The sequence below is a fragment of the Chryseolinea serpens genome (genome assembly GCF_900129725.1).
GTDB lineage: Bacteria > Bacteroidota > Bacteroidia > Cytophagales > Cyclobacteriaceae > Chryseolinea > Chryseolinea serpens.
The window spans coordinates 699,717-725,181 of record NZ_FQWQ01000004.1 but is presented as its reverse complement, the minus strand read 5'-3'; the positions used below and the strand labels follow the sequence as shown (position 1 = coordinate 725,181).

The 25,465-nt window shown below is 52.9% G+C and carries 24 protein-coding genes; 6 read left to right on the top strand and 18 right to left on the bottom strand.

Annotation, left to right across the window (positions count from 1 at the left end; genetic code table 11):
* Positions 1-101: 101 nt before the first annotated feature.
* From BUB30_RS27590 to BUB30_RS27580, 3 genes are all read left to right on the top strand, one after another.
* Positions 102-1,316: a Pycsar system effector family protein gene (locus BUB30_RS27590; protein ID WP_073141025.1), complete on the top strand. Its 1,215-nt coding sequence runs from the start codon at positions 102-104 to the stop codon at positions 1,314-1,316.
* Between the two features lie 424 nt (positions 1,317-1,740).
* Positions 1,741-2,043, top strand: a complete 303-nt coding sequence (locus BUB30_RS34950; protein WP_143165108.1) for a hypothetical protein — start codon at positions 1,741-1,743, stop codon at positions 2,041-2,043.
* A 31-nt stretch (positions 2,044-2,074) separates the two neighbouring features.
* On the top strand, positions 2,075-2,935 hold the full coding sequence (locus BUB30_RS27580) for a DUF3667 domain-containing protein (protein ID WP_073141021.1): 861 nt from the start codon (positions 2,075-2,077) through the stop codon (positions 2,933-2,935).
* Positions 2,936-2,945: 10 nt separating this feature from the next.
* On the opposite strand, the gene BUB30_RS27575 is transcribed toward BUB30_RS27580, so the two are convergent.
* The 4 genes from BUB30_RS27575 to BUB30_RS27560 all read right to left on the bottom strand — a co-directional run bounded on the left by BUB30_RS27575 (position 2,946) and on the right by BUB30_RS27560 (position 6,356).
* Positions 2,946-3,545 (bottom strand): tetratricopeptide repeat protein, encoded by a 600-nt coding sequence (locus tag BUB30_RS27575; RefSeq protein ID WP_073141019.1) that lies wholly within the window; start codon positions 3,543-3,545, stop codon positions 2,946-2,948.
* Positions 3,546-3,666: 121 nt separating this feature from the next.
* Complete coding sequence (ku, locus tag BUB30_RS27570; RefSeq protein ID WP_073141017.1) at positions 3,667-4,533, bottom strand: non-homologous end joining protein Ku; 867 nt, start codon at positions 4,531-4,533, stop codon at positions 3,667-3,669.
* Positions 4,534-4,608: 75 nt separating this feature from the next.
* Positions 4,609-5,316, bottom strand: coding sequence for a LytR/AlgR family response regulator transcription factor (locus tag BUB30_RS27565; protein ID WP_073141015.1), 708 nt, complete (start codon positions 5,314-5,316; stop codon positions 4,609-4,611).
* Positions 5,313-6,356, bottom strand: coding sequence for a sensor histidine kinase (locus tag BUB30_RS27560; RefSeq protein ID WP_073141012.1), 1,044 nt, complete (start codon positions 6,354-6,356; stop codon positions 5,313-5,315). Before BUB30_RS27560 ends, BUB30_RS27565 begins: the two co-directional genes overlap by 4 nt.
* Before the next feature lie 334 nt (positions 6,357-6,690).
* On the opposite strand from BUB30_RS27560, the gene BUB30_RS27555 reads away from it, so the two are divergent.
* Positions 6,691-7,563 (top strand): alpha/beta fold hydrolase, encoded by an 873-nt coding sequence (locus tag BUB30_RS27555; RefSeq protein WP_178377216.1) that lies wholly within the window; start codon positions 6,691-6,693, stop codon positions 7,561-7,563.
* A 34-nt stretch (positions 7,564-7,597) separates the two neighbouring features.
* The gene (locus BUB30_RS27550; protein WP_073141008.1) at positions 7,598-8,176 is read left to right on the top strand and encodes a DUF7010 family protein; all 579 of its coding nucleotides are present in this window, start codon (positions 7,598-7,600) and stop codon (positions 8,174-8,176) included.
* 115 nt (positions 8,177-8,291) lie between these two features.
* Here BUB30_RS27550 and BUB30_RS27545 read toward each other — a convergent pair whose 3' ends face one another.
* Together BUB30_RS27545 and BUB30_RS27540 are read right to left on the bottom strand one after the other, a co-directional pair.
* Positions 8,292-9,584: an ABC1 kinase family protein gene (locus BUB30_RS27545; protein ID WP_073141006.1), complete on the bottom strand. Its 1,293-nt coding sequence runs from the start codon at positions 9,582-9,584 to the stop codon at positions 8,292-8,294.
* A 16-nt stretch (positions 9,585-9,600) separates the two neighbouring features.
* Complete coding sequence (locus BUB30_RS27540; protein ID WP_178377215.1) at positions 9,601-10,317, bottom strand: TetR/AcrR family transcriptional regulator; 717 nt, start codon at positions 10,315-10,317, stop codon at positions 9,601-9,603.
* A 72-nt stretch (positions 10,318-10,389) separates the two neighbouring features.
* Here BUB30_RS27540 and BUB30_RS27535 point away from each other — a divergent pair, with 72 nt between their 5' ends.
* A complete protein-coding gene (locus BUB30_RS27535) occupies positions 10,390-11,592 on the top strand; it encodes a tetratricopeptide repeat protein (RefSeq protein ID WP_073141005.1) in 1,203 nt (400 codons plus the stop codon).
* A gap of 311 nt (positions 11,593-11,903) precedes the next feature.
* On the opposite strand, the gene ligD is transcribed toward BUB30_RS27535, so the two are convergent.
* From ligD to BUB30_RS27475, 12 genes are all read right to left on the bottom strand, one after another.
* A complete protein-coding gene (gene ligD / locus BUB30_RS27530) occupies positions 11,904-14,231 on the bottom strand; it encodes a non-homologous end-joining DNA ligase (RefSeq protein ID WP_073141003.1) in 2,328 nt (775 codons plus the stop codon).
* A gap of 12 nt (positions 14,232-14,243) precedes the next feature.
* Positions 14,244-14,984: a DUF4184 family protein gene (locus tag BUB30_RS27525; protein ID WP_073141002.1), complete on the bottom strand. Its 741-nt coding sequence runs from the start codon at positions 14,982-14,984 to the stop codon at positions 14,244-14,246.
* A gap of 150 nt (positions 14,985-15,134) precedes the next feature.
* Positions 15,135-15,683: a carboxymuconolactone decarboxylase family protein gene (locus BUB30_RS27520; RefSeq protein ID WP_073141000.1), complete on the bottom strand. Its 549-nt coding sequence runs from the start codon at positions 15,681-15,683 to the stop codon at positions 15,135-15,137.
* A complete protein-coding gene (locus tag BUB30_RS27515) occupies positions 15,683-16,237 on the bottom strand; it encodes a carboxymuconolactone decarboxylase family protein (protein ID WP_073140997.1) in 555 nt (184 codons plus the stop codon). Before BUB30_RS27515 ends, BUB30_RS27520 begins: the two co-directional genes overlap by 1 nt.
* 19 nt (positions 16,238-16,256) lie before the next feature.
* Positions 16,257-17,507, bottom strand: a complete 1,251-nt coding sequence (locus BUB30_RS27510) for an MFS transporter (protein ID WP_073140995.1) — start codon at positions 17,505-17,507, stop codon at positions 16,257-16,259.
* Positions 17,508-17,537: 30 nt separating this feature from the next.
* On the bottom strand, positions 17,538-20,306 hold the full coding sequence (locus tag BUB30_RS27505; RefSeq protein WP_073140994.1) for a TonB-dependent receptor: 2,769 nt from the start codon (positions 20,304-20,306) through the stop codon (positions 17,538-17,540).
* 51 nt (positions 20,307-20,357) lie between these two features.
* Positions 20,358-20,921: a carboxymuconolactone decarboxylase family protein gene (locus BUB30_RS27500; protein ID WP_073140992.1), complete on the bottom strand. Its 564-nt coding sequence runs from the start codon at positions 20,919-20,921 to the stop codon at positions 20,358-20,360.
* A 292-nt stretch (positions 20,922-21,213) separates the two neighbouring features.
* The gene (locus BUB30_RS27495) at positions 21,214-21,756 is read right to left on the bottom strand and encodes a hypothetical protein (protein WP_073140990.1); all 543 of its coding nucleotides are present in this window, start codon (positions 21,754-21,756) and stop codon (positions 21,214-21,216) included.
* A 68-nt stretch (positions 21,757-21,824) separates the two neighbouring features.
* Positions 21,825-23,372: an MFS transporter gene (locus tag BUB30_RS27490; RefSeq protein WP_073140988.1), complete on the bottom strand. Its 1,548-nt coding sequence runs from the start codon at positions 23,370-23,372 to the stop codon at positions 21,825-21,827.
* Between the two features lie 177 nt (positions 23,373-23,549).
* Positions 23,550-23,765, bottom strand: coding sequence for a hypothetical protein (locus BUB30_RS35520; protein ID WP_143165107.1), 216 nt, complete (start codon positions 23,763-23,765; stop codon positions 23,550-23,552).
* A 150-nt stretch (positions 23,766-23,915) separates the two neighbouring features.
* Positions 23,916-24,683 carry a hypothetical protein gene (locus tag BUB30_RS27480; RefSeq protein WP_073140985.1) on the bottom strand — a complete coding sequence of 256 codons (768 nt, stop codon included), beginning with the start codon at positions 24,681-24,683 and terminating at the stop codon, positions 23,916-23,918.
* Positions 24,684-24,800: 117 nt separating this feature from the next.
* Positions 24,801-25,421 carry an FISUMP domain-containing protein gene (locus tag BUB30_RS27475; protein ID WP_073140982.1) on the bottom strand — a complete coding sequence of 207 codons (621 nt, stop codon included), beginning with the start codon at positions 25,419-25,421 and terminating at the stop codon, positions 24,801-24,803.
* Between the last annotated feature and the right edge of the window lie 44 nt (positions 25,422-25,465).

Genomic DNA, 25,465 nt, shown 5'->3' with positions numbered 1-25,465 from the left:
TCCGGGACTATCTGAGCACGAAGCTAAAAACTTTGTTCCATCCATGGGATGCCCGGAATCAGCGAAGATGAAATATTTTCTACCTTTAGCTTTTAACGTTTATGGATTCGGCACTCATCAAACAGGCGCAAACGCTAGCGGAGGAGATCTTCAACGACAAGTCTTTTGAACGGCACCGCTTTCACAACCTGGAACACACCCGGGATGTTGTGGAGGCGGCCACGACCATCGGCAAGCAAACGCAATTGAACGCCGACGAGATGGAGTCCCTCATCGTCGCCGCCTGGCTTCACGACGTGGGCTACCGGAACGGATTTCAAAATCACGAGGAAGCCTCCATGAAAATGGCGTCCGAGTGGATGACCGGCCTGGGAGCTTCTCAACAAAAGATCCGCGATGTGGTGGAAGCCATCGCGGCCACCAAAGTTCCCCAACAGCCCTTCACGCTCATCGGCAAAGTGCTGTGCGATGCGGACCTGTATCACCTGTCCACCAAATCGTTTCAAGTCAAAAGCAACCAACTGCGTGAAGAGTGGGCGCTGCTCGGGATCCGCCAGCTCTCCGAAAATGACTGGGTGAAATCCACCCTCGACTTCATGAAACAGCATCACTATCAAACCCCTTACGGGCAAACCATTTTGGAAGAAGGAAAGAAAAAGAACATGAAGCATCTGAAGAAGCTTCTGAACGGCGACGGCATCAGCGAGAAGAAATACCGCAAACTGGAAGAAGAAGTGGTATCCCTCCAGGCCAAGCTCGAAAAGGCGAAAATCCTGAAACCCGACCGGGGCATCGAGACCATGTTCCGGACCACGTCGCATAATCACATCATGCTGAGCCAGATGGTCGACAACAAGGCCAACATCCTCATCACCATCAACTCCATCATCCTTTCGTTGGTCGTGTCGGTGCTGGTGCGGAAGCTGGAAGAGAACCCCTACCTGACCATCCCCACGGTCATCCTCATCGCGGTATGTCTGGCCACGATGGTGTTCTCGATTTTGGCCAGCCGGCCGAATGTGTCGTCGGGAAAATTCACCCGCGAGGACATCAAGAACAAAAAGACCAACCTGTTATTCTTTGGGAACTTTCATGCCATGGGCATCGAGGAATACGAGTGGAGCATGAAAGAGATGATGAAAGACGCCGATTATTTATATGGCAGTCTCATCAAAGACATTTACTACCTGGGGAAAGTGTTGGGTAGAAAGTACCGCTTTTTGCGGATTGCGTATAGCATTTTTATGTTCGGCTTTGTCGTAGCGATCCTGTCGTTTATCGTGGCCTTTCAGTTAGCGGCTAAGGCTAACCTCTGAGTGATGGCGCATGCCGACATGAGAACGTTGCTTGATGAAGCCGAAAATGCAGAGGCCGATTTGCACGGCGACTATCGAGAAGATCACAACAAATAATTCCATACCGCCTTCTGTTTTATTCCGTGATGTGAAAGTAAGTGATGAGACTTAAATCCGTTTACGGGCACATGACCACACGGCTTTTGTTCCGATAACCGATCAAATAACCCTTCGAATGGATTTGACCAAAGCCCTGCTGAAAGAGCACTCTAAAGCTCAAATGACCAAAATAGTTGATTATGTGGGTCAAAATCAGGCCCGGTTTAAAGTTTTAGTTGAAGTTTATCTTGCTGGCCCTTATAGGGTTACCCAAAGGGCCGCTTGGCCCCTTAGTTACTGCGTGGAGCGCCATCCTGACCTCGTAAAGCCCCATTTAAAGCGTTTATTGGATTTCCTGAACAAACCGGGTATCCACCATGCTGTTAAGCGCAACACCCTGCGCCTGCTGCAGTATATCGAGCTACCCAAACGGCTTCAGGGCCGGGTGGCGGATCTATGCTTTCAATACCTCCAAGGTAAGGGAGAGCCCATCGCCGTGAAGGCCTTCTCCCTCACCGTGTTGCAGCGTATCCTGGAAGAGCAGCCCGAACTCGGGTCGGAGCTGAAGATCATCATCGAGGATCAACTCGCCTACGCCTCACCGGCTTTCCGGTCGCGTGCAATGAAAGTGCTGAAAGTGATTGGGTAGATACATCACGTTCAAGTACTTTCGCCTTCGAATGAATACTTCTCAAGAGCCCAGTCTTGCGCCCCATGTCTGCAAAAGCTGCGGTCATTCCTTCCACGGCACCTACTGCAATATCTGCGGGGAGAAAGTGATCGAACCCAAGGACCGCAAGCTCGAATTCCTGGCCACCGTGCTCATCTCCACCACCATCGTAGACAACAAATTCCTGAAATCGCTGCGCCTCACCCTGGGCAACCCGGGGTTCCTTTCGCGCGAGTATGTCGATGGCCGCAGGGTGATGTACATGAAGCCCCTGCAGATGTTCTTCATCCTGAACCTGGTCTATTTCTTTTTCCCGGTGCTGCAGATGTTCAATGCCTCGCTGTATACCCAACTGAACGTGCTGCCCCACAGCAACCTCGCCCGGCGCATGGTGGCTCAAAAGATTGTTCATGAGGGACTTAGCCAGCAAGGATTCGAGCTTATCTACAACGACAAAACCACGAACCTTGCCAAGCTGCTGGTCGTCATCTTTGTGCTCCTGGCGTCACTCCCCCTGAGCGCCATCTTCCAAAAAAAGAACCGTTTCTTCACCGACCATGTGGCCCTTGCCGTGGAGCTCACCAGTTTTAACATGGCTTTGAATGCCATTGGGTTATCGATACTCTTCCTGGTCTTCAGCAAACTTTTTCATTGGGGACATTTCACCTGGGGCAGCTATCTCAACGACATCACACTGACGCTCATCTTTATCATCACCAACGTTTACTTCATTTTCCGGGCGGCGAAAACCTTCTATAACCAGAAGGGTAAGCGGCTGGTCATCAAGGCCATGTTGGGCGTGGTGGGATTGTTCCTTGCACTGGAGGCTTATCGCTTCGTGCTCTTCATCATTACCATGTATTCGATCTAAGCGCCGTGGATCAGCGCGCTTCCTGGAACTTGCGGATCAGGTCGTCGGCCTGTTGGTGGTTTTCGGGGGCGGTGAGCTGGCGGTATTGGTAGAGCGCTTTTACGGCCGCATCAAACTCTTTGTTCATGGCCAACGTGAGGGCCAGGTTGAAATAGCTGTTGGGGAATGTGGGCTCCACTTCGATAGACACTTCGTAGTGCACTTTGGCCAAAGGGAAGTTGCCGATCTCGCCATAGAGGTTGGCCAGGTTATAGTGGGCCTCAAAATGGCGGGGCTCGTTCTTGAGGCTCAGGGTGAAGCTGTCGATGGCTTTGGTGGTGTTGCCCTCCTGCCACTCGATGATGCCCAGGTTGCAATAGGCATCGGCCAGGGCTTCACCTTCTTCGATGGCTTTGAGGTAGAGCTTGCGGGCCCCGTTGCTGTCGCCCTGGTTGTCGGTGATGAGGGCCTCTTCGAATTCGGTGAGCTGATGCAGGCGCACGATCTTGGCGCCGGTGAAAAGGTTGAGCTGGCCCGCCTTATTTTCCGTGGGCACATCCTTCTTCTTTTCGACCCTTACGGGACCGAACTTCTCCGGAGTGGGTAGTGGAAATTTAACAACCTTAGCCATTCCCGCAAAGGTAGTGGGTTTTTCTCAATGTTCACGCTTTCGCGGATGACGATACCGTTTTTCAGCGTATGGAATGTGGGCCCACCGAGTGCGGTGAGCGCATTCTTCCGCGACAAAAAAATCAGCTGGCTTTGCGACTCTTGGTCTTTGTTTTTTCGGCGGCCTTTTCGGATGCTTTCTCGGCTTTGGCGGCCGTGGTTCCCTTGGCTTTCTCCATGGGCTTTTTGGCGGCGTCGATGCTGGCCTTGAGGGCGGTCATGATGTCGACTACCTTCGGTTCTTCCTCTTCTACGATCACCACTTCCTTGCCGGCGATCTTGGCGTCGATGATGTTCATCAGGGCGCTGTAGTAGTGGTCCTTCATTTCGATGTTGGCAAACTTGGTGGTCATGGAGTCCACCAGGGTCTTGGCCAGCTTGAGCTGTTCTTTGTCGGCCTTCACTTCCAGGAGTTGGGGCACCTCGCGCATGCTGCGGACTTCGCTGGGATAACGGAGCCGGTACATGACTATGCCGCCTTCGAAGGGCGCCAGCAAGAGGGGTGTTTCGCGGTCGCGGAGCACGACCTTGCCCACAGCGATCTTGCCGGATTGTTTCAGGGTTTCGCTGAGCAGGCCATAGGTCTTGGCGGCGATGTCACCGTCGGGACCGATATAATAGGGTGTTTCAAATAAAGTGGGATGAACCTCTGTAGCATCTACGAAGCCTTCGATCTCGATCACCTTTTCGCTTTTGAGCTTCACCTTGGCGAAGTCTTCGTTGTCGATGATCACGTATTGACCGGTCTCGTATTGATAGCCTTTCACGATGTCTTCCTGCCGCAGGGTCTGGCCCGTCACCTTGTCTTTTTTCTCATAGCTCACGGGGTTGTGACCTTCTTTGGAAAGCAGGTTGAAGCTGATGGTTTGACCCGTATCAATGGCGTTGTAGATGCGTACGGGGATGGTGACCAGGGAGAATTGGATGTGTCCTTTCCAGATTGCTCTCATAACAAAGTAGTTAGATTAAAAAATGAATCAGGTGCTGCTAAGTTATTGAAAATGTTAAAGTTTAAAAACTCTATCTCAATTTTTAATTAGCCTTTCCAGGATCTCTTGTTTCTTCTCGCGGCTGATCGGCAGCCGTTTGTTCCCCACCACCACCTCGTTTCCGTCGATGGCCGAGATCGCCCTCACGGCCACGATATACGACTTGTGAATCCGCAAAAATGCGGGCGACTGGAGGATCTCCTCCATGTTCTTCATACGCAACAACGTCATGTAGGTTTGGGTTGGCGTGTGAATCACGACATAGTTTTCCATGCCCTCCACGAAGGTGACGTCGTGGAAGTGGATCTTCTCATAGCGGTAGTCCACCTTCACAAAGAAGTAATCACCCCCCTGTATCCCCCCTTTGCCCCCTCGTTTTAGGTCAAAAAAGTCACGGGCCTTGTTCACTGATTTCAAGAAGCGTTCGAACGGGAAGGGTTTCACCAGGTAGTCCACCACGTCCAACTCATAGCCCTGCAGGGCGAAGTTGGGATAGGCAGTGGTCATGATGGCCATGGGGGGTTCCTTGAGGGACTTGAGGAATTCTATGCCAGTGATCTTCGGCATCTGGATGTCGAGGAACATGAGGTCGACCGGTGTGGAGCCCAGCACTTTGTTGGCTTCGAGGGCGTCTTCGCACACGGCCCTCACTTCCAGGAAGTCGATCTCGCGGACATAGGAAAGCAACCCTTCGCGCGCCAGGGGTTCGTCTTCAACGATGATGGTTTGGATCTTGGTGCTCATAGGGTCAACGTGAGGGTTACAGTGTAGGTGGTGGAGGTTTGTTCGATGTCGAGCGTGTGACGGTTGGGATATAAAAGCTCCAGCCGGCGCTTCACATTTTTCAGGCCAATGCCGCCCACGGGACCTTTGGGCAGGGCGTCGTGGGTGTTGTAGAAGACGGCTGTCAGTTGGTCGTCGGTACGGGTAAGGCGGAAGCGGATCTCGTTAAGGCCGTTGCCGTTATTCGACACAAACTTGAAGGCATTCTCCAGGAATGGGATCAGCAGGAAGGGTGCAATCTGGAAACCCGCGAGGTTGCCTTCAGGCATATATTCTACTTTTATTTTATCTCCCTTTCTCAGCTTTTCAAGGGCGATGTAGTTCTGCAGATACTCCAGTTCCTTTTCGATGGCGATCACCTCGTCGGAGCAGTCATACAACTGGAACCGGAGCAGGTCCGACAATTTGATGAGGGTCTCTGAAGCCTTGTCGGGATCTTTTTTGATGAGGAAGTAAACGCTGTTGATGGCGTTGAACAGGAAGTGCGGATTAACCTGGGCCTTAAGGTATTGCAATTCCGATTCCAGCCGCTGATGCTCCACGGTGCGCATGTGGCGCTGATTTTTCATGCGGTCGAGGACTAGCTTAACTGCGCCAAGGCCAGCCAGGACCGTACCGTTGGAGCTTAACGACATCATGAAAATGGGGCCGTAATAATAGGCGTAAGGGTTGTCGTGGGCTTTGAAAATAAGGTGGAGGGTCACCGCCAGGCCGACGGACATTCCCAACACGGTGGCGATAAAGGTGATGAAGAAAGGACCGTAGCGATGGGTGTTGAAGTATTTGGGAATGAGGTAGTAAACCACGCTATAGAACGTTCCTGCATTAAATACGAAATAGATGGAGATCACGAAGAACAGGAAGAGCATCGAGGTGTACTGATGCTTATAGACCGCGGCCCAGAAATTAAAATAACAGATCCAAAGCAGGACGTGATGGAGTTTGAGGCGATAGAATTTCTGCCAGTTGAAGAGGAAGAGCTTTTGAGCCTGGGTACCCATAGTGGGGGGATTGGATGGTGTCATGGTGTGTCTTGAGGCGACATAGTCCCCGAGACGGGAGACTATGCCGCGGACTCGGGAGACTATGTCGCGGACCAAAGTAAGGCATCCTGGGGAGAACCCAATAATCCTGTTGACCAAACGTAGCAATCTGTTGACCATCCGCAGGTAACGGCATCCTGAGAAAAATCATAGCCTGAAGGGATGCCTCCGTTGGCCAAAAATGTCGGGTGGCGCGGGTTCGTCAGTTCTTTGGAGCAGTTAGTCAATAAAAATTTAGGAGGCGGATGCGGGGGCGTTCCTTTGGGATATGAAAACGCAAAACACCAAAACTATGAAACGTATCTATTCCCTCCCCGCCATTGGCTTGCTGTTGTCTTTCCTGTTGGCCAACCTGATCGCTAATGGCCAGGCTCATTTCACGGTGAATGTCACCGGCAAAGGCAAACCCATGATCCTCATCCATGGCCTGTATTGCACCGGCGAAGTGTGGAAGGAAACTGTAGCCCACTACCAGGATCGCTATGAATGCCATGTGGTTACCCTGGCCGGCTTTGGCGGCAACGCCCCTGCCCTGAGCGACCATTTTATGGAAGACGTGAAGAACGACCTGGTTGCTTATGTAAAGGATAAAAAACTGAAGAAGCCCGTCATCATGGGCCACAGCATGGGTGGGTTCCTGTCGTTCTGGACCGCCGCCAGTGCGCCCGACATGTTTGAAAAAGTGATCGCTGTGGACGGCCTCCCCTTTCTGAGCGTGCTGCAATCGCCCGGCGCCACTGGCGAGAGCATGAAGCCCATGGCCGAGAACATGAAAGCCGCCATGGCCAAACAAACTCCCGAACAAATCAAGAACAACCAACTGCGCATCCTGGCCAGCATGATCTCGAGTTCTGATCGCGTGGCCCAGGTGGCCGAGATCGCCTCGAAAGCCGACCCTGCTACGCAAGCCGAAGTGATGTATGAGATGTTCGCGACCGACCTTCGCCCGCAGGTAGCTGCCATCCAAAGCCCGGTGCTTTTGTTGGGTGCCTGGAGCGCCTACAAGGATTATGGCGCCACCCATGATGGCTCGTTGGCGGCATATCAAGCGCAAGTGTCCAACATTAAAAATGCCAGGGTGGCCATCAACGATACGGCAAAACACTTTATCTTCTACGATGAACCGGCTTGGTTCTTTGAAACTGTAGATGGTTTTTTGAAATAACCCCACCCAAACCCTCCCCTAAACCATAAACCTCATGGAACTGAAAGCACTTCTTCGCCAGGAAAAACGGAACGCATTCCTCAAAGCCAACGGCGGCCTGGCCCTGCCCGCCGCAGGCTTTCTCTACTGGCTTGCGTTGGGTATTGCCGGCCTCTACCTGTCGCCCCGGGTTTGGTTTCCGGTGGCCGCATTCACCTCGGGCCTGATCTTCCCGCTGGGCCTGCTGCTAGCCAAGCCGTTGAAATCGGACATCATGAACAAGTCGGCCTTGACTGACCTTTTATTGCCGGCTTTCATTTCCATGCTGATGTTCTGGCCCCTGGCCTTTGCCGGCGCGCAGACCAACCTCTCTTTTGTTCCGCTGGCAATCGGGGTAGGTATGGGCATTCACTGGCCGGTGATTGGATGGGTGTATGGACGGTGGCTGTACCTTGGGCACGCCATTGTGCGCACCGTGGGGGCTACTGCATTGTGGTATGCTTTCCCGGACGCCCGGTTTGTGATGGTGCCGCTTTTTGTGTCGGGGGTGTATTTGATCACGGTGTTTGTGATCAAGGCGGAGGTGAAGCGAGCGCAGGCTGAACTTCAGACCTTAAACCAGCCAGTGGTTTAGGTCCGTCTCTTTTGAGAGGTCCTTCAACAAGATTTTTCAAGTAGGTGAAAGCAAAGGACGCAAGCTCGTGCAAAGATTTCGTTGCGCGGGCTTGCGTCCTCTGTATGTGATGGTTCTAGTAGGCTGTCTTGATCGTTGCTTTCAGATCGTGAAGGATGGTGTACAATCCAAAATAGGTGCGGTTGATATACACGGCATCGCTCACGCCCCTCGCCCGTTTTGAATCGCGCAGTTCCTTCATCGTGGAGAGCTGCTCTCCAAAAGAAAACAGTTCATCAAAATAAGCGTTGTCGGCAAAGTCGAATTGTTCCGAGCGGAACGGGCGACTGAGCAGTTCCACCAGCTTTACAAAAATGCCTGTGAAGAATTCTTTCTCCTTAGGGGTGTCTTCGGGATAGACGAATCGCAGGTCGCTGAACACCTTTTTCTGGACAGCGGCGTCCGATAGAACGTTGCCTTCGAGGAGTTGGAAGTAAGTGTTATAGAAATCTACGGGGATCTCTTTCACGCAGCCGAAGTCGATGATGCCGAGTTTGTAGTCCGGGGTGATGATGAAGTTGCCCGGGTGCGGATCAGCGTGGACGGCACGGAGGGTATGCATCTGAAAATGATAGAAATCCCACATGGCTTGACCCAGTGTGTTGCGGGCTTCCAGGGGAATCTCTTCCTTGAGGGCCTGGCCCAGCGGTTTGCCTTCCAGCCAGTCCATTGTAAGGACCCGGGGCGACGAATATTCAGGATAATACGTCGGGAAAAGGATGTTTTTGATCCCTTTGCTCTTCTCCGACAGCTCCATCGACCGCTTTAACTCAAGGGTATAATCGGTCTCTTCCAGCATCCGGGATTCCACTTCCTGGATAAACTCGTTGTATTCTACCGGATTCAATTTGAACATGGTGAGCGCGATGGGCTTCACCATAGCCAGGTCCGACTTCACGCTGTCGCCGACGCCGGGGTATTGGATCTTGACGGCGAGTTTCTTGCCCTTCAACGTGGCCTGGTGCACCTGCCCCATGGAGGCGGCATTGACCGCTTTGGTGGTGAAGGTGTCGAAGATCTTGTCGGGCGATTTGTCGAAGTATTTTTGGAATGTTTTTACGACCAGGGGATACGACAGCGGCGGCGCGCTGTACTGGGCCATGGCAAACTTCTGTTGATAGGCGGTGGGCAGCAGGTTTCTGTCCATGCTCAGCATTTGGGCCACTTTCAGGGCGCCCCCTTTCAGTTCGCTGAGGGAGTTGTAGATGTCTTTGGCGTTGTCGGCGTGCAGTTGGTCGCGATCGGTTTCGCCGGTAACGAGTTGTTTGCCGTAGTGCTTAAGATAGTTTGTGCCGATCTTGGCCCCGGCAGACAGGAACTTTGAGGCCCGTTGCACTTTGGTGACGGGTATGCGATCGAATTCTTTCACGTTATCAGGGGTAAGGTCACTTCTTGTTCTGGTATAGGAACTTGGCAAAATCCATGGCCGAGTCTACTGCGCCCTTGCCAATGAGATCGAATGCCAGGTTAACGGATTTCTCCACGGCGGCGTCCGTCTTTTCAAAGCCGGGGCTGTCGTCTTCCTTCCAGAAGATGAGGATAAAGCCCAGGTGCATCCAGAAAAGTTGCGGGTAGCGCTTGTCCAGCAAGGGCCGGGTGGCGATTTCGCCGTTGCCTTTGCCTTCGTTGAGGAGGGTTTCGAAGAAGGTTTCGAACGCGGTCTTAAAGCCTTTGATATAGTCCGGTATGAGTTCCAGTTTGCGGGAATGTTCCAATTGATAGAGCACGTAGCTGCGGTTGTTCTTCAATTCTTCCAGCAGCGTGTAATAGAAGGCCAGGATCTTTTCGCGGGTGCTGAATTCGGCAAAAGCCTGGTCAGCCGTGAGGCGCGAAATCGTTTTGTCGATAAAGCCTTTCCAGATCTGTTTTTCGAGGCCGTCGAATGAACCGAAGTGGGCATAGAAGGCGTCCTCTTTGATGCCGAGGTCGAGGCAAAATTTGTAGACCGTTGCAGGGCGTTGGCCGTGGGTCAATACATATTCCACATACGCGGTTCGGATGCGTGCCCCGGTTTGGGTGTTACCCTTGTTTTCAGATGTAACGGTTGCTCCGGAAGCTGCTGCAGTTCCGGATTTTTGGGTTGATTTTTTTGCGGCTGCCATACACGTAGTTAAACATGATTTCCAAAAAAGAGTTTACACTTTGCCGCAGAATATTTCGTTAAATTTCCCGGCATGAGAGCGCTCCTGACCCTAACGATTCTATTCTTATCAACGTATTCCTGGGCCCAGGAAAAAAAATCAACGACGCGTCAACGTTTTGAGCAGGCAATCGCCGCCTATGACGCCGGAAAGTATGCCGAGGCCCTGCCGCTGTTCGACAAAACGCTGCAGGAAACCCCCGGCAATATGGACGCCTACCTGCTGCGCGCCGCCACCCGTGAACAATTGAACGACCTGGCCGGCGCCAACACCGACTACAGCATCTACCTGGAGCATTACCCGGACCGTGCCGACGCCCTCTACAGCCGCGCCCAAGTGCTGTTCCGGCTGGGATTATACGCCCAAGCCAAAGACGACTTCACCAAACTGCTCACCCTCCACCCCGGCGAAACCACCACGGTCTATTTTAATACTTCGGCATCCGCCACTGGCAAGAACCAGGTCATGACCATGCAAGGCCCCATGCAAGCCCCGCTCTACAATTACCTCGGCCTAACCGAAACCAAACTAAAAAACTACAAGACCGCCATCCACTGGATCGACTCCGCCATCCAACTCCAAAGCAAGGATGCCGACTACTATGTGAACCGCGGCATCGCCAAGGAAGGACTAAAAGATTCCACCGCGATCGCGGACTATGAAAAAGCCTTGAAGATCAATCCCCAACACGCCATCGCGTTGCACAACATCGCCATCCTGAGGCGAAATGAAGGCAAGAAAGATGCCTCGCGCGACCAACTCGAAGCCGCCATTGAAAGCGACTCCAGCATGCTCTACCCCTACCTGGAACGCGCCAACCAACGGCTGGAGGGTGGCTACTACAAAGGCGCCCTGGATGACTATGACAAAGCGCTCACCATAAACGACAAAGACCCCCGCATCTGGACCAACCGTGGTATCGTGAAGGAAAGGCTTAATGATTTGAAAGGGGCCTTCAGTGATTATACACAGGCCATTGAATTGGATGAGAAATTTGATAAGGCTTGGTTGAATCGGGGGAATGTGCTTATTAAGCAGAGCCGGTATAAGGAGGCAATTGAGGATTATACGATCGTGCTGCTTTATAACGCTGAGTCGGCGACGGCTTATTATAATCGGGCGATCGCGAAGCAGAAGCTGAAATTGATTACCGAGGCATGCGATGATTTGAAAAAGGCGGAGGCGCTTGGGCAGACGGTTGCAGAGAAGATGAAGAAGGAGTTTTGTAAGGAATAGTTTCCTAAACCAATCACTCTCCACCGTGTCGCGCCGCACGTCATGTCGCAGGCACAAGTTTTATAGAAACCTACGCCAGTAGTTCAAGACATCCAGAATTTCGAGAGCACGGAAATTGGATAAGCTTCGCACTGGATGAAACGAAACCCGGCAAACACCGATAACTCCGAGCCCGATCTCAAATGCATCACCACACAGATGCAAAGCGCTATCCACTGGATTCCTTGGGCCACTTGCGAGGCTCGAGGAAACGCGTGCCTGCGGAATGACGTGTTTTGTCGAAACGTGCTGAAGGACTTCTCTTATCGCTGCTACAAATCCGGCCTCAGTCTTATGAACACCGGCTCCCGAAACATATTGTCCGGTGTAAGCTTCGAATAACTTATTTCCGCTACCGTAACAGGCTCCAGCCACGTCGATATTTTTTCATCCAACAATTTGCCAGTGACTTCGGGCTTGGGCGTTGTTTCCACTTTTTTCAGCACCTCAGAAATTTCTTTCATCGTCGCATCATCAAATCCGGTGCCTACTTTGCCGCGGTAGTGTAACTCCTTGCCTATGCGCTCGGCGATGTGGAGGGCGCCAAAGGTTGCGCCGCGGTTGCCCTTGCCGGGCGTGAAGCCGATGATGACGGCCTCGGCAGACTCGCGGATCTTTACTTTCAGCCAGAGGTCGGTGCGGCGGCCGGGCATGTATTTGCTGTCGGCGCGTTTGGCCATGATGCCTTCCAGGTTGTGTTCGCGGGCGGCTTCGAGGAGTGAGGGGCCATCGTCGACGTGTTCGCTGACGCGGTAGGGCGTTTCGGGGCGGATGGTGTCGGCCAGCCATTCTTTGCGGCGGATGAGGGGTTCGTTTACCAAGGCGCGGCCGTCGAGGTAGAGACAGTCGAAGATGTAGCAGAAGGCGGGGTTGGACTTGGTGAGCTTTTGGATGTTGGTTTCGCCGGTGCTCATGAGGCGGTTGATCACACGCTTGAAGATGGGCTTGCCGGCTGGGTCCAAACACACGATCTCAGCATCGAACAGGGCGTTGGTAGCGCGGAAGGCTTTCTCGCCGATCTGAAGTTCGGGAAACTGTGCGGTGACGTCGCGCTGGTTGCGCGTTTTGATTTTTATGTGACCGTCTTCCAACGTGATGAGGGCGCGGATGCCGTCCCACTTGATCTCGTAAAGATAGCCCTCCCCTTTCGGCACGACGGCATCCTGGTCGGCCAGCATGGGTTCGATGTCCTGGTGGAGGTAGTCTACCTGGGGTTGGTCCACGCGTTCGAGCAGCCACTCTTTTTCCTTCATTTTGTGGATGCGGTATTCGCCGTTCACTTCCTTGCTGTTGAGCCGGAAATAGAAGCCGTCTTTTTTGTCTTTGGTGATCTGGTATTTGCCCAGCGCATAGATCCACATATCGCCGGCACCGTATTGGCCTTTCGGGATGGCGCCGTCGAAGGTGAGGTATTCCAGGGGGTGGTCTTCGGTTTGCACGGCCAGGCGTTTCACGCCGGGGTACGGCGGCAATCCTTTTGGAACGGCCCATGATTTTAGAACGCCGTCTTTCTCCAGCCGCAAGTCGTAGTGCAATCGCGACGCGTGGTGGCGGTGCACCACAAATTTGCTCCCCACGGCATCGGGTGTGGCTCCGGCGGGTTCGGGGGTTTTGGTGAAGTCGCGCTTTTTTGTGTAGGCCTCCAGTTGCTCCGGTGATTTGTGTTTCGTTCCGGCGGGGTTGATATTTTTCTTTTTGGCCGTTGGTTTGGGGCGGTGGGTATGGATGGGCACGGCGTACGCGTCGAAGCCTTGCCAGGCGTCGCCATCGCGCACCACTTTTTCCACCGCCGTGTGGATGTTGAATTCTAGGGGGCTTTTTACATGTTCCAGCTCATCCCAGGTCAACGGCATGGATACCGGTGCTCCGTTGCGCCCGCGGAGACTGTAGGCCGACACGATGCTTTGGCCGGAACGGATCCGGAAAATATCAACGAGCACTCGGCCTTTCCGGGCGTCTTTCTTGATCTGGAGGGTGACGTCGTTGGGGTACTTCTCCACGAAGGGTTTGGCGATGTCTTGTGCCGCTTCAAATACGGTATGAAAATCGTGCGTGGCTTCGATCGGACAACAAATGTGCAGTCCCTTCCCTCCTGTGGTTTTCACAAATGGCGTGTAGCCATAGCTCTCCAGCACCGTCCTCAGCGACAGCGCTATCGGTATTAATTTTGGAAAGGAATAGCCTTCCGGCGGATCGAGGTCGAAGACCATGTAGTCGGGCAGATCGTAGCTGGGTTTGCGGCTGTGCAGTTGGTGAAGCTCCAGCGACGCCAGGTTGGCCAGCCACACCAGCAAGGCCGGCTCGGTGGCGATGATGTAATCTTTCTTTTCTTTCCCCAGCGTGACAAACTCGATCCACTGCGGCGCCCACTCGGGACGGTTCTTTTGGTAGAAGCTTTCGCCGGTGATGCCGTCGGGATAGCGGATGAGGGTGAGCGCGCGGCCATTGGCATAGTTGAGCAACGTGGGCGCGATCTTGAGATAGTATTCGATCACCTCGGCTTTCACGATGTGGTCTTCCGGAAAAAGGACCTTCTCCAGGTTGGAGAGTTCCACCTCGCGTTTGCCGACTTGCGCCCATTGTGATTTCCGTTTCGCCACCGGTTCGTTGGTTTAGGATGATGCCGTGTTCTTAAAGTTAATCCATCCGCACAATACCAACGCCACCAGCAAGCCGGAAACGACGCTCACCACGGCATTGCCCAGGTGATAGTCGGACGGTTTGATCCAAAACCGCAAGGCCACCACGGCCATCGTGATCACGGCCAGCAGCGCCCAATAGTCGATCCTCGGAATGTACAGCGTCGTGGCCGTGTTGTCGGTCGGCTTTTTCACCAGCAAATACACCAGCACAATGGTTAGACCCACGCCGCTACTAATGTTTTGCAAGGCATAAAAAAGGGGATATTTCACGCCGTCGTAGGGAAAGAAAACCGTTTTGTAGGCAGGTATGATGCCGGCGAAGTATCCATCGTTATGGGTGAAGTTGTCCCACAGAAGATGAGAGGCCGTTCCGACAAGCGCCGACGCGATGAAGATGGCGGCGTGCGATTTAAGATAAGTCATGAAATCAAGCGCCAGTGTATCCTGGAACTTGCGTTGCAGAAAACGCGGCAAGTTGTGGATGGCGTTGCGTTTGACGACGGCATGAAAAAGCCATGCCAGCAGAAACGTAATGGGCAGGTCGAAATAAAAGACTCCCCACAGGGTGTGGCCATAGCTGCCGTTCACACTCATTTTGAAAAAATATTCAAAGTCGGGCGCCATGCTGCCGATGATGAGGGCCGTGGCCGAAACATAACGCCAGCGAATGAGGGGAAGGACAAGGGCCGGATGCGCGGGTGTGAAGGGCATTTTTCCTACGACAATTTTGGTGAAAGTAGGAAAAATAAATTAACCGCACGGCACCGGGACTGGGGGGAGACGCAGAGAGGGTTTGCGTTTCCCATTTGTCACCGGGCCAATGCGGCTACTTCACGCTCTAACCCATAGGCGGAAATAAGACTATTTATACAGATCGAAATTCACATAACCATCCGCAGCGCGTTGCGGGCCGCGCTTCACATAGATCTCGCGATCCTGTGGTGCCCAGGTATCCAATCCATCGACATACCGGTTGAACATGCAAAAGGCGGCGGCGATCAACACGGTGTCGTGTATTTCGCGATCGGTGGCGCCCATGCTGCGGGCTTTTTCCACCTGCTGGGGCGTCACGTTCTTGCCTCCTTTTTGAACACTGGCGGCAATGGCCAGCAGGGCTTTCAATTTTCCGGAGAGCGGCATGGCTTCATAGTCTCTTTTGACGTTGTCGATAAAGGCCATGTCGCACTGCAGGTAATGTTGCGCGATGCCACCGTGGGCATTCTGGCAAAAGAAGCAGTCGTTCAGGGAAGACACGTAGGTGGCGATGAGCTCGCGGTCGCCGCGTGACAACGAGTTATCGCTGCGCAGCAATACTTCGGCCAGTTCGTTGAGTGGTCTGGCGGTTTCCGGTCGGAAGGCCATGGGGCCGCGTATGCCGGGCAGTTGTGCATCCAGTTTAATGTGAGGCATTAGTTTGCGGGTTGTGGATGAGGTAAAACATATCCCATGGTGGCCATGCGCTTGCCCATGGGTACATAATCTTCAAAGTTCATCGGGGTATAGCTGGCGAGGCCATCCACATAGCGGTTGAACATGCAGAAGGCTGCGGCAATGAGCACGGTGTCGTGGATGTCGCGGTCGGTGGCGCCGTGCTTCCGGGCCACGGCAACATCCTCGGCCGTGACTGCCTTGCCGCTGATCTGCACCTTGCCGGCGATATTCAGGAGGGCCTTCATCTTTTCGGTGACGGGTGCTGTGGACACGTTCTGGATAACGCAATCCACCACTTCACTTTCGGAGCCAAACAGTTCGCGCGCCGCGGCAGCGTGGCTGCTCATGCAAAACATGCAGTCGTTGCGCGACGACACGTGGGTGGCGATGAGTTCGCGTTCGGCGGGGGTCAGCGGCGAAGGATCGCGCAACAGCACCTGCGCCAGTTCATATAAGGGCTTGCCTGTTTCCGGCCGGAACATCACCAGGCTCCGGATGCCGGGTACACCTTCAGGTACTTTTATGTGTGCCATAGTTTTTAAATTTTAAGGTTTAGGATACCGGGGCCGATTCTTCTTTTGTCAAAGACAGTGTTACCAGCCCGATCAGAAATACCACGGAAAATGTGAGGATGGCATTGCCATAGCCATTCAGCGAGGTGACCAGCGCCCCAATGAAGAATACGGCGATAGCCGTCACAATGCGACCAATGTTGAAGCAAAAACCCGTAGCCGTGGCGCGGATGGCCGGCGGGAAAAGCTGCGGCACATAGGCCGACAACAATCCCTGACTGATGCCAAAGAATAAAGCAAGACAAGCAATCTCAACATAGATCACAGCGGAGAACGACGTATTCAGCTTGAAGAGCAGGATCGACAAGATGAAGCATCCACCAAAGCAAAGCATCATCGCTCTGCGCACACCCAACGCGCGCGCTACCCAACCGGAAAAGAATCCGCCAGTAAGACCGCCCGCACCCAGCAGCATCATGGCCAGACCGCGTTGGGTTTGTCCGTCGGCTCCCGTGAGCAGGCTTTGCACCCAGGTGGGCAGCCAGGAAAAGATGGCCCACAAGCCAATGAGCATGGATCCGAAGATGAGTGACCCTCGCACCAGGTTTCCGCTGTGGAGTTGCGCTTTCTTGAGCAAACCATCTCCCGTTGGGTTGATGCGCGAGTCTTTCCATTTCTCCGATTCTTGTACGACCCAAAACGAAAGCAACGCCAACCCTACCGGCAACGCGCCGATCAGGAACCCCTGACGCCATTCGGAAACCACCAGGTTGACCAGGCCAGCAGAAAATATACCGACCGGGAAGCCGATGGAAAGAATGCCGATGGCGATGGCGCGCGTACGCTCCGGCCACACTTCCGAGAGCAAGGTGGCCGATACCACCAGCACCCCTCCTACTCCAAAGCCCGCCAGCAAACGGCAGGCCACTACCATTTCCCACGAAGAAGCAAAGCCCGTGGCGATGGTGAAGGCCCCGTATAAACCTACGGCCAGCACCAGGGCTTTCGCTCTTCCAATGCGATCGCTGATCAGCCCCCAGGTGAAACCACCGAAGGCCCAGCCCAGAATATAGAGGGCATTGATATAGGCGCTCACTTCGCTAAGGCGCGCGGCGTCTACCGTGCCCAACAGATCGCGCACCACCACGGGCAGGTACACGGACATGAGGGTGGACACGGTGCCTCCGAAAATGTTGCTCAGCAAACATATTCCGAACGTGCACCACAGGCCTACACTCACATTTTCCGCGTTCTGCAAGGATGCTGCGGGCAATTCTATATCTGATTTCATAAGATCGTTTTCCACTATAGATTCAAAAAGCTATTTCATGAGTTGATCAAACACAATGCTCACATAATACACCGCGCCGATAGAAGGCGAACCGTACGCCTGGTACACCTGGTTGTTGAACACGTTGTTGGCGCCCAGCTTCACGATGGATTTGATGGGTGACATTTTGTAGCTCACCTGTGCGTCTACGATCGAGTAGGCATTGATGGTGCCGGGGCGCAACTGGTTGAAGGTGCTGGTCCACTCGAAGGTGTCCTGCCAGCGCCAGGCCACGTTGAAGCCGATGTTCTTGGCGATCTCCGTGTTTCCAAAAGTTACTGTCGTTCTGTATTTCGGCGTGTTGAAGGCAGGGATGTCGTTGGGGTTGGCATTGCGCAGGTTGAAGTCGGCCCATGTGCCGTTCGCGCCCAGGGTATAGTTCCGGGGAAGCAGGTAGGTGAAACCCACCGTTGCGCCCTGCGACGTTACACGCTCGCTGGCGTTTGTGTAGAGTTGGTACAGGTGACTGTCGCCGTTGAGCAGATCCATGGCCGCCTGTGGATTGATCTTGCCATCGGGACCCAATACCGGGCTCTCGGGCTGCATCACCACTTGGTTTAGGATGAAGTCGTTGTAGCTGCTGAAGTAATAGTTGGCGTCGACCAGGAGATTGTTGTTGAGCAATCCTTTGTAGCCCACCTCGAAAGTTTGTACGCGCTCGGGTTTGATGTAGGGCACGTTCGATTTCACCAGCAGGTCTTTGGTTTGCATCACGGCTTGTTGCGGCGGGGTGCCCGAACCCACAGCGGCACCAAACGCGCCAAAGAAGGGACCGAGCGACGTGGACGTGAACGAATTCTCATACACATTCATGCCCTTGCTGTTATCCGGCACACCCCCCAGGATGGTGATGGGGCCTGCATTCAACTTGATGTATTGATCGCCGGGTGTAGGGTTGCGGAAGCCGGTCTGATAGGAAGTGCGGAAGTGGTGATTGGTGGCTACGGTATATACGGCCGAAGCACGCGGTGTGAACCGGCCTTCGAAATTCTGATTCTTGTCGTAGCGTATGGAGGCCGTGAGTTTCAAATGCTCATTGATCACACGTTTGGAGGCCTGTACAAATGCGCCACCTTCTTTGATGGTGATCTTGTGGTTCTTGTCGTCGAACAGCGTGCCGTTGGTGAACATGTCGTACATGCGGAAGTTGCCACCGGCCAACAGGTCGAATACTTTGATCTTGCTGCTGAAGTCGTATTGGCCTTCTGCATGGTAGAGCTTGCTTTGGCTCAGGATGCCTGCTCCGGACAACCCTTGTGTGGCGATGAGCCGGTCTTTCTGTGCATTGAAATCAGCAGAGCCCGGTAAGAATCTGCCTTGGTCAGCGAAAGCGCGGGCAGCAGCATGGTCGCCGGCGGCTACGTTGTTGATGTCACCGATGTAGGCTTCGCGGTAGCGCGTAAACCACATGTCGTCAGCCTGGGCTTCGGGAACGATGTTGCCGCTCAGGTCGCGTACCCAGGTTTTGTTGATGAGTTGGCCCAGTCCCTTACCGTTGTAAGAGTCCTTGGAGTCTTCGAGGCTGGCATAGGCGCGCACAAAATAGTTGCTGCCTTTCAGTTCTACGCGGTGCTGCTGGAAGTTGAAGTTGTTGAGCATAAAACGGTTGCTGCCCGTGTAGGCGGCCCGGCCCTGGTTGTAGTTGTATTGATAGATCAACTCCATGTTGTCGGTGATGCGGTAGTGGAGCGCGCCATTGAGTTTCACGCTGTAGCTGTTGTAGTTCATCAGGTAGCGTTCCTCATAACCGGTGCGCGATACGCGACCCACATCGGCAAGCTGACGGGCTTCGTCATCGCCATAGATGTTCAGGGCGTTGCGGGCGGGGTTGTTGTCGCCGCGCTGCTCGGGCGATGTGCCGGGATCGACGTCGGTGTAGTTGGTGGCATACCAGTCGAGACCGGTGAAATAAGAAGCGTTTACTTTGAAAGCAAACTTGTTATTGAAGGCTTTGGCATAACGCACGGCAAAATCATAGAGGCCGTGCGGGTCGGCATATTGTTCGTTGATGTGGTTCACGCCCACACGCGCCTGGGCGCTGAGCCCCTGGTATTGGAAAGGATTTTTCGTGCGCATCATCAACACACCATTGAAGGCTACGGGACCATAGAGCGCGGACGCGGAACCGGGAATGAGCTCGACGCTCTCCATATCCAGATCAGACGAGCCGAATAAATTGCCGACGGCAAAGTTCAATCCGGGTGTTTGGTTGTCTACGCCGTCCACCAATTGAAGAAAGCGCGAGTTACCGGTGCTGTTGAAGCCGCGGGTGTTGATCTGTTTGAAGGTGAGTCCGCTGGTGACCATCTCTACGGACTTCACATTTTGTAGACCTTCGTAGAAACTGAACGAAGGCGTTTCACGGATCGCCCGCGTATCCATCTTCTCGATGCTCACGGGTGATTCCAAAATGCTTTCTTCCACACGCGAGGCGGTGACCACCATCTCGTTGAGCAGTTCGGTTTGCGAGGAGAGCCCGATGGCTACTGGTTGGCTGGCCGAGCTCACGGTCACTTCCTGTTTCTGGAATCCTACACCCGTCACCACGAGGGTCAAGGGCAAGGCCGAGGTTGTGTTCAATTTGAAATTCCCATTCTCATCCGTAGTCGTTCCGGTGAGTTTTCCTTTGATGACCAGGGACGCACCACTGACCGGCGCATTGGTACTGGCGTCGGTTATCGTGCCCGTGACCGTGTTGACGGTCTGGGCTACGAGGAGCGTGGGAAGCGTAAGACAAACAAACAGTAAAAGTTTTTTCATACAGGGAGGTTAAGGTATTTGGTAGTTGGGATAGGTATATCGAAAGGGTCTTTATTTCTTTTTCAAGTGATCGTAGCCTTGTGGCAGACGGGTGTAGCCATGGTTGACGAGGCGGTCGGCGAGTGTACCGTAATAAGCCGGGTCTGCCGGCTCCAACGTAGCCAGTCCATCGACGTAGCGGTTGTAGAGGCAGAAGAGGGCGGCGATGAGCACGGTGTCGTGGATCTCCAGGTCGGTGGCGCCGGCTTGACGGGCGCGGTCCACGGATTGGGTCGTCACGTTCTTGCCGCTTTGCTGCACCTGGCGGGCGATGACCAGCAGGGCTTTCATTTTTTCGGTGAGGGGTGCGTTTTCGAGATCGTGTTTTACTTTGTCGGTGGTGTCGCACTCACCATAGAGCAGATCGGCAGCGGCGGTGTGGGCCGTGGTGCAGAACTTGCATTGATTGTTGTGGGAGACGATGGTGGCGATGAGTTCGCGCTCGCCTTCTGTTAAGGTGTTGGGTCCACGCAACAGGAATTGCGTGAGGTCGCGGATCGGTTCCGCAGAATCTTTTCGGTATTCAAGCAAGCCCGTAATGCCGGGCAAATGCTCTTCAACAGGAATGTAAGGCATAGGTAGTACGTAAAAAAACTAGGGGGCTCCGTGTTGCTTTTGAGAAGGGTAAGGAGGTCTGCCGACAACCCAAACGAGCCGGCAGACACATCCTTCATTCAGACCATCCAAGTTCTTCGCCATGCGCAACCAAACGCACGTTGTACCGGAAGAAACTTAGAAAATGACCAAAGGGAATAATCTTGACCGCGACGGCAGATAGCAAACTGTCATGTATTACATCACCGGATAAGGGGTCCGGGGAAAATAAAAAGGGAATGACAAATTGAACAGGTGCCGACGGGTGCCAGCACTAGGCTTCGGGAGGTGGTGAAAACACCGGGGAAGTTTGAGACAAGAGGGTGAAGGACGGCTCAGCGTAAGAACATTCTTGAGTCCATCCTTGTGATAAGGTTATTTCATGTTGCAAGCTGCCGGGCACATAGTCTTTCATGAGGCCGCTGAGCAGTTTCAACGTTTGGTGCGATGAGGTGGGCAGGTCGTTGGCGAGTTTAGCATAATCCGACATGGTGTCGAAGAGCTTTTTCTCGTGTGTGTCTCTGATGCAGACTACATACAACGTATCTTTCTCGAGCTTTTGTTCTACGAGTTTATAGAACTGTCCTTCGTGTTGAAACTCGCCGTCTACACGTTCGTAGTCTTTAGAGTCCATCCAATAAGGCAGTGCAAAAGGGATCTTCAAGGTGACTGTTTCTTCTTGTGAATAGTCGCGTGCATCCAGGCGCGAGATCATCTCTGTTTTGGCTTGGTGACGCAGTCCCAGATAGACAAAATAGTACCCCACGAATTGGAAGAGGAAGACGAAAAGGAGCGCTATGGAAAATATCTTTTTCAAATCTGGATCAGATCATAAAGCATATTTCGGGAAAATTTTCAGAATAACAATGGTTCGGATCAATAATTTCAATCGATTACGTCCGCAACTTTGCGGTTTTTCAGGAAGATCATGCCGATAATAAAGCAGACCGCAGCCACGATAATGGGGTACCAAAGGCCGGCAAACGGGTCGCCGGCGGGGGTTGCCTCCGTTTTGCTGGACTCATAGAGCGCCGTGGCGATAAACGGCGTTAACCCGCCAAAAACACCATTTCCGATGTGGTAGGGCAACGACATGGACGTGTAGCGGATGCGCGTGGGGAACAACTCTACCAGGAAGGCGGCGATCGGTCCATACACCATGGTCACCAATACAACCTGTACCAACACCAGTACTACCATCGACCAGAAGGCATAGTCGCCCAGCACGATCTCCTTCTTGGTGTCGAGCTTTTCTTTTTTCTCGCTGCCGGCTTTGGGGATCAAATGGGTGGAGGTCTCCTTCTGCTGATTGCCCGCTTCGAACGTCCGGATGGTCTGCATCGTGACCACCGAGTCGCCATTCGCGTTGATGGTGTGTGTCTTTTCAATACGCTTCTCTGCGGTCGCCTCTTTTTGGTGCGTGATGTCCGCCAGGGCATACATCTGCATATAGACCGGCCGGTACAAGATCACGGCCATGAGCAAGCCCGCCATCATGATCATCTTGCGGCCGACGCGATCGGACAGCCAGCCGAAATAAATAAACAAAGGTGTGCCGATGACCAGGGCGATGGCAATGATGTTTCGGGTTTGCACAAATTCAACGCCGCAGGTCTTTTCTATAAAGGTCATGGCATAGAACTGGCCAGTGTACCACACCACCCCCTGCCCTGCCGTGGCCCCGAACAAGGCGATGAGCACCAACGTCAGGTTTTCTTTATGGAGAAAGCTTTCTTTGAGCGGGTTCTTCGACACCTTCCCCTCCGACTTCAACTTGGTAAACAACGGCGACTCCTGCATCCGCATCCGGATAAAAACCGACACCGCCACCAACAACGACGACAACAAGAAGGGTATACGCCAACCCCAATCCGCAAACTTCTCCACCCCTACCGACTGCCTGACAGCCAGGATCACGCCGATGGAAACAAAGAGCCCGAGGGAAGCCGTGGTCTGTATAAAACTGGTGTAGAAACCTCTTTTTGCAGCCGGCGAATGTTCCGCCACATAGGTCGCCGCGCCGCCATATTCACCCCCCAGGGCCAACCCCTGCAGTAAACGAAGGATCAACACCAACGCCGGCGCTGCCAGGCCAATGGTCTGATACCCGGGGATCAACCCGATGGCAAACGTGGACCCGCCCATGAGGACGAGCGTGACCAGAAAAGTGTATTTCCGCCCCACCAAATCGCCCAACCGCCCAAACACCAACGCCCCAAAAGGCCGCACGATGAAGCCGGCGGCAAAGGTGGCCAGCGTGGAAAGGAAGGCCGCCGTGGGATGGGTCTGTGGAAAGAACTGCTCGGAAAGAATGACGGCCAGGCTCCCGAAAATGTAGAAGTCATACCACTCTATTAAAGTGCCCAGCGACGAGGCGGTGATGACGAACCAGAGTTTTGATTTTTCCTGTGAGGTGACGGCGGTAGATTGCATGGTTGAGGTTTGGCATTTCTGTGAGGGAAAGATAAAGAGAAATGCAAATGATGCAAAGGTATTTGGGATGGGATGTTGAGACGGGGCGAATTTTTCAAAGCGCGTCGTCCATAAGAGGTTTCTTCTATTGTCCTCAACTTTTGGACAGCGGCCTACACTAAACAGTTTTAGGGCAACTCATTTCTTTTTTTTGTTTTTCTCCATTAACAAATAGATGAAGAAAAAAACAGGGCCTGCCGGCACAATTAGCACATCCAAAGTCCATAACACCGTATCGACATAGCTCATTTCTTTTGCGCGATAAATCAAAACCAACGCGATTATGCTCAGGATTAGCGATGCCCATCCCGCAAAGGAAATCAACGTCATTATGTTAATCTTCAAGTATATCATGCACTTACAGGTTTGGTACTCTCATTTTAGAATAACTCTAAGATAGACTTTCGAGCGTCTTCTCGAAAATATAGATCTCAGTATTTTCTTAGTGTCACCCTTGTGCGTTTGCAAAATGGGGTTAGCAAGAAAACCTGATCAAAGACAACGCTACTTATTTACGGGCGGAGTTTTTTCGTAGTCCACCAGGTCGACACCATCCATCGTACAGGATTCAATTATGATCGGCAGCCCGCCGGCCTTTCGAAAGGGCACTACGTAGGTTTTCTCTCCATTGCCGGTAAGCAAATAGATAGACTTGGCGGGGTCTTTCAACACAAAACTATAGGTGCGATCGTTGGTGTTTACCTCGAGTCCATCCTTGTTCTGATCGATGGATTTAATCAATTCAGTCCCCATGCCATCCATGTAGTAGGTCATAAATGTAGAGTCGGTAACCTGGTGAACGAGGTACATATCGCATGAACGAACCACGTACGGGTGCTTCTGGTACCAAAATACGGGCAGCCATCCATCGATCATTTCCGGATGTGAATGGATTGCGTGGGGCGCGATGTCGACAAATTTTTCCCTTAGGCGATTGTAGTCGCTTGTGTACTCTTGCTGTTGGCCATCTCTCATGGTGAACAAATCCCATAACCGTTGATGCTGCTCGACACCCTCGCCATGCAAGATGAAGGCATATTGTGCTTGGCCTTCAATGTATATTTTTTTGATCAAAGTAATCGGATCCGACAAGCCATGATCGCGGCGAATTGAATCTTCATCTGCTGTTTGTTTTTTCTGCTCCACGGCTTTTGTGACGACGGGCGCTCCCGCGGTTGAATCAGGTGTTTTTGCATCGGGCGCTTTAGATTTCGGGCCACAACTTGTCAGCAAGCAGATGTAGAGAAGTGAAAGAAATGGATACAATCGCATCAGTTAACGGTTAAAATGACATGCGGTGCAAATTTAAAGTGATCTTGTAAAGTTGCAATAAATCCGGTTCGTTTTCCCTCACTATTAATTTCCGCTTTACGCTTGCCACGTGCCCGTTTATTTCGAAGGGTTCTTCCTAACACAACGCACAGAATAGGCCCTGGCCTTCTCCGTATCACTATGTCGATTGAGGATTTTTGAGCCCTTGCCGAAGTTGTAGATCCAGGCGTGCTCCGCATCCGTGTCTGTTGCGGTCCAATAAAATCCGTGGGCTTCCAGGCGTTTGTAGGTACCGGAAATTTCGCGGTTGCCGCCTAACAAGATGTTGAAGCCGGAATTGCCTCCGTACAATAAAGCCGTATACGTCGCACCACCGTTGTGAATGGAGTCCTTATAGATTCCACCATAATATCCGGTCAGTCGTTCCCACTCCTCGTTTGTGGGCAGTTGCCATTCCTTGCCAAGCATTTCGCATCCTTTCTTTGCCGACTCCCAGGTATATAATCGGCCATAGCGGTCGCAGTTCGGTTTTAGATCTTCATAGCAATAGGAACCCGGTATGTCAACTCTCAGATTTTCTGTTGTCCATTGGCGATTGTCTAACATGATTTGTGAAGCGTAGGTATTCCCGTCTTTGTCTTTTGCTGAAGTAGGGCGTTGATTTTTTAGGGAGCTCGTTGCGCAACCCGTGATCAGAAAAATTGAAGCCGCGAATACGGTTAAAGAAGTTATTTTCATAACTGTGCTTTTGTCATTCAAATATGGGTCATGGCGTGTAACTT

Excerpts from the sequence above, each read along its gene's own strand:
- BUB30_RS27535 (WP_073141005.1), top strand. The coding sequence starts at position 10,390 with ATGAGAGCGCTCCTGACCCTAACGATTCTATTCTTATCAACGTATTCC.
- BUB30_RS27490 (WP_073140988.1), bottom strand. The coding sequence starts at position 23,372 with ATGCAATCTACCGCCGTCACCTCACAGGAAAAATCAAAACTCTGGTTC.
- BUB30_RS27580 (WP_073141021.1), top strand. The coding sequence starts at position 2,075 with ATGAATACTTCTCAAGAGCCCAGTCTTGCGCCCCATGTCTGCAAAAGC.
- BUB30_RS27475 (WP_073140982.1), bottom strand. The coding sequence starts at position 25,421 with ATGAAAATAACTTCTTTAACCGTATTCGCGGCTTCAATTTTTCTGATC.
- ku (WP_073141017.1), bottom strand. The coding sequence starts at position 4,533 with ATGAGAGCAATCTGGAAAGGACACATCCAATTCTCCCTGGTCACCATC.
- BUB30_RS27565 (WP_073141015.1), bottom strand. The coding sequence starts at position 5,316 with ATGAGCACCAAGATCCAAACCATCATCGTTGAAGACGAACCCCTGGCG.
- BUB30_RS27575 (WP_073141019.1), bottom strand. The coding sequence starts at position 3,545 with ATGGCTAAGGTTGTTAAATTTCCACTACCCACTCCGGAGAAGTTCGGT.
- BUB30_RS35520 (WP_143165107.1), bottom strand. The coding sequence starts at position 23,765 with ATGATATACTTGAAGATTAACATAATGACGTTGATTTCCTTTGCGGGA.
- BUB30_RS27525 (WP_073141002.1), bottom strand. The coding sequence starts at position 14,984 with ATGCCCTTCACACCCGCGCATCCGGCCCTTGTCCTTCCCCTCATTCGC.
- BUB30_RS27590 (WP_073141025.1), top strand. The coding sequence starts at position 102 with ATGGATTCGGCACTCATCAAACAGGCGCAAACGCTAGCGGAGGAGATC.
- BUB30_RS27520 (WP_073141000.1), bottom strand. The coding sequence starts at position 15,683 with ATGCCTCACATTAAACTGGATGCACAACTGCCCGGCATACGCGGCCCC.
- BUB30_RS27550 (WP_073141008.1), top strand. The coding sequence starts at position 7,598 with ATGGAACTGAAAGCACTTCTTCGCCAGGAAAAACGGAACGCATTCCTC.
- BUB30_RS27500 (WP_073140992.1), bottom strand. The coding sequence starts at position 20,921 with ATGCCTTACATTCCTGTTGAAGAGCATTTGCCCGGCATTACGGGCTTG.
- BUB30_RS27505 (WP_073140994.1), bottom strand. The coding sequence starts at position 20,306 with ATGAAAAAACTTTTACTGTTTGTTTGTCTTACGCTTCCCACGCTCCTC.
- BUB30_RS27510 (WP_073140995.1), bottom strand. The coding sequence starts at position 17,507 with ATGAAATCAGATATAGAATTGCCCGCAGCATCCTTGCAGAACGCGGAA.
- BUB30_RS27515 (WP_073140997.1), bottom strand. The coding sequence starts at position 16,237 with ATGGCACACATAAAAGTACCTGAAGGTGTACCCGGCATCCGGAGCCTG.
- BUB30_RS27555 (WP_178377216.1), top strand. The coding sequence starts at position 6,691 with ATGAAACGTATCTATTCCCTCCCCGCCATTGGCTTGCTGTTGTCTTTC.
- BUB30_RS27540 (WP_178377215.1), bottom strand. The coding sequence starts at position 10,317 with ATGGCAGCCGCAAAAAAATCAACCCAAAAATCCGGAACTGCAGCAGCT.
- BUB30_RS27480 (WP_073140985.1), bottom strand. The coding sequence starts at position 24,683 with ATGCGATTGTATCCATTTCTTTCACTTCTCTACATCTGCTTGCTGACA.
- BUB30_RS27560 (WP_073141012.1), bottom strand. The coding sequence starts at position 6,356 with ATGGGTACCCAGGCTCAAAAGCTCTTCCTCTTCAACTGGCAGAAATTC.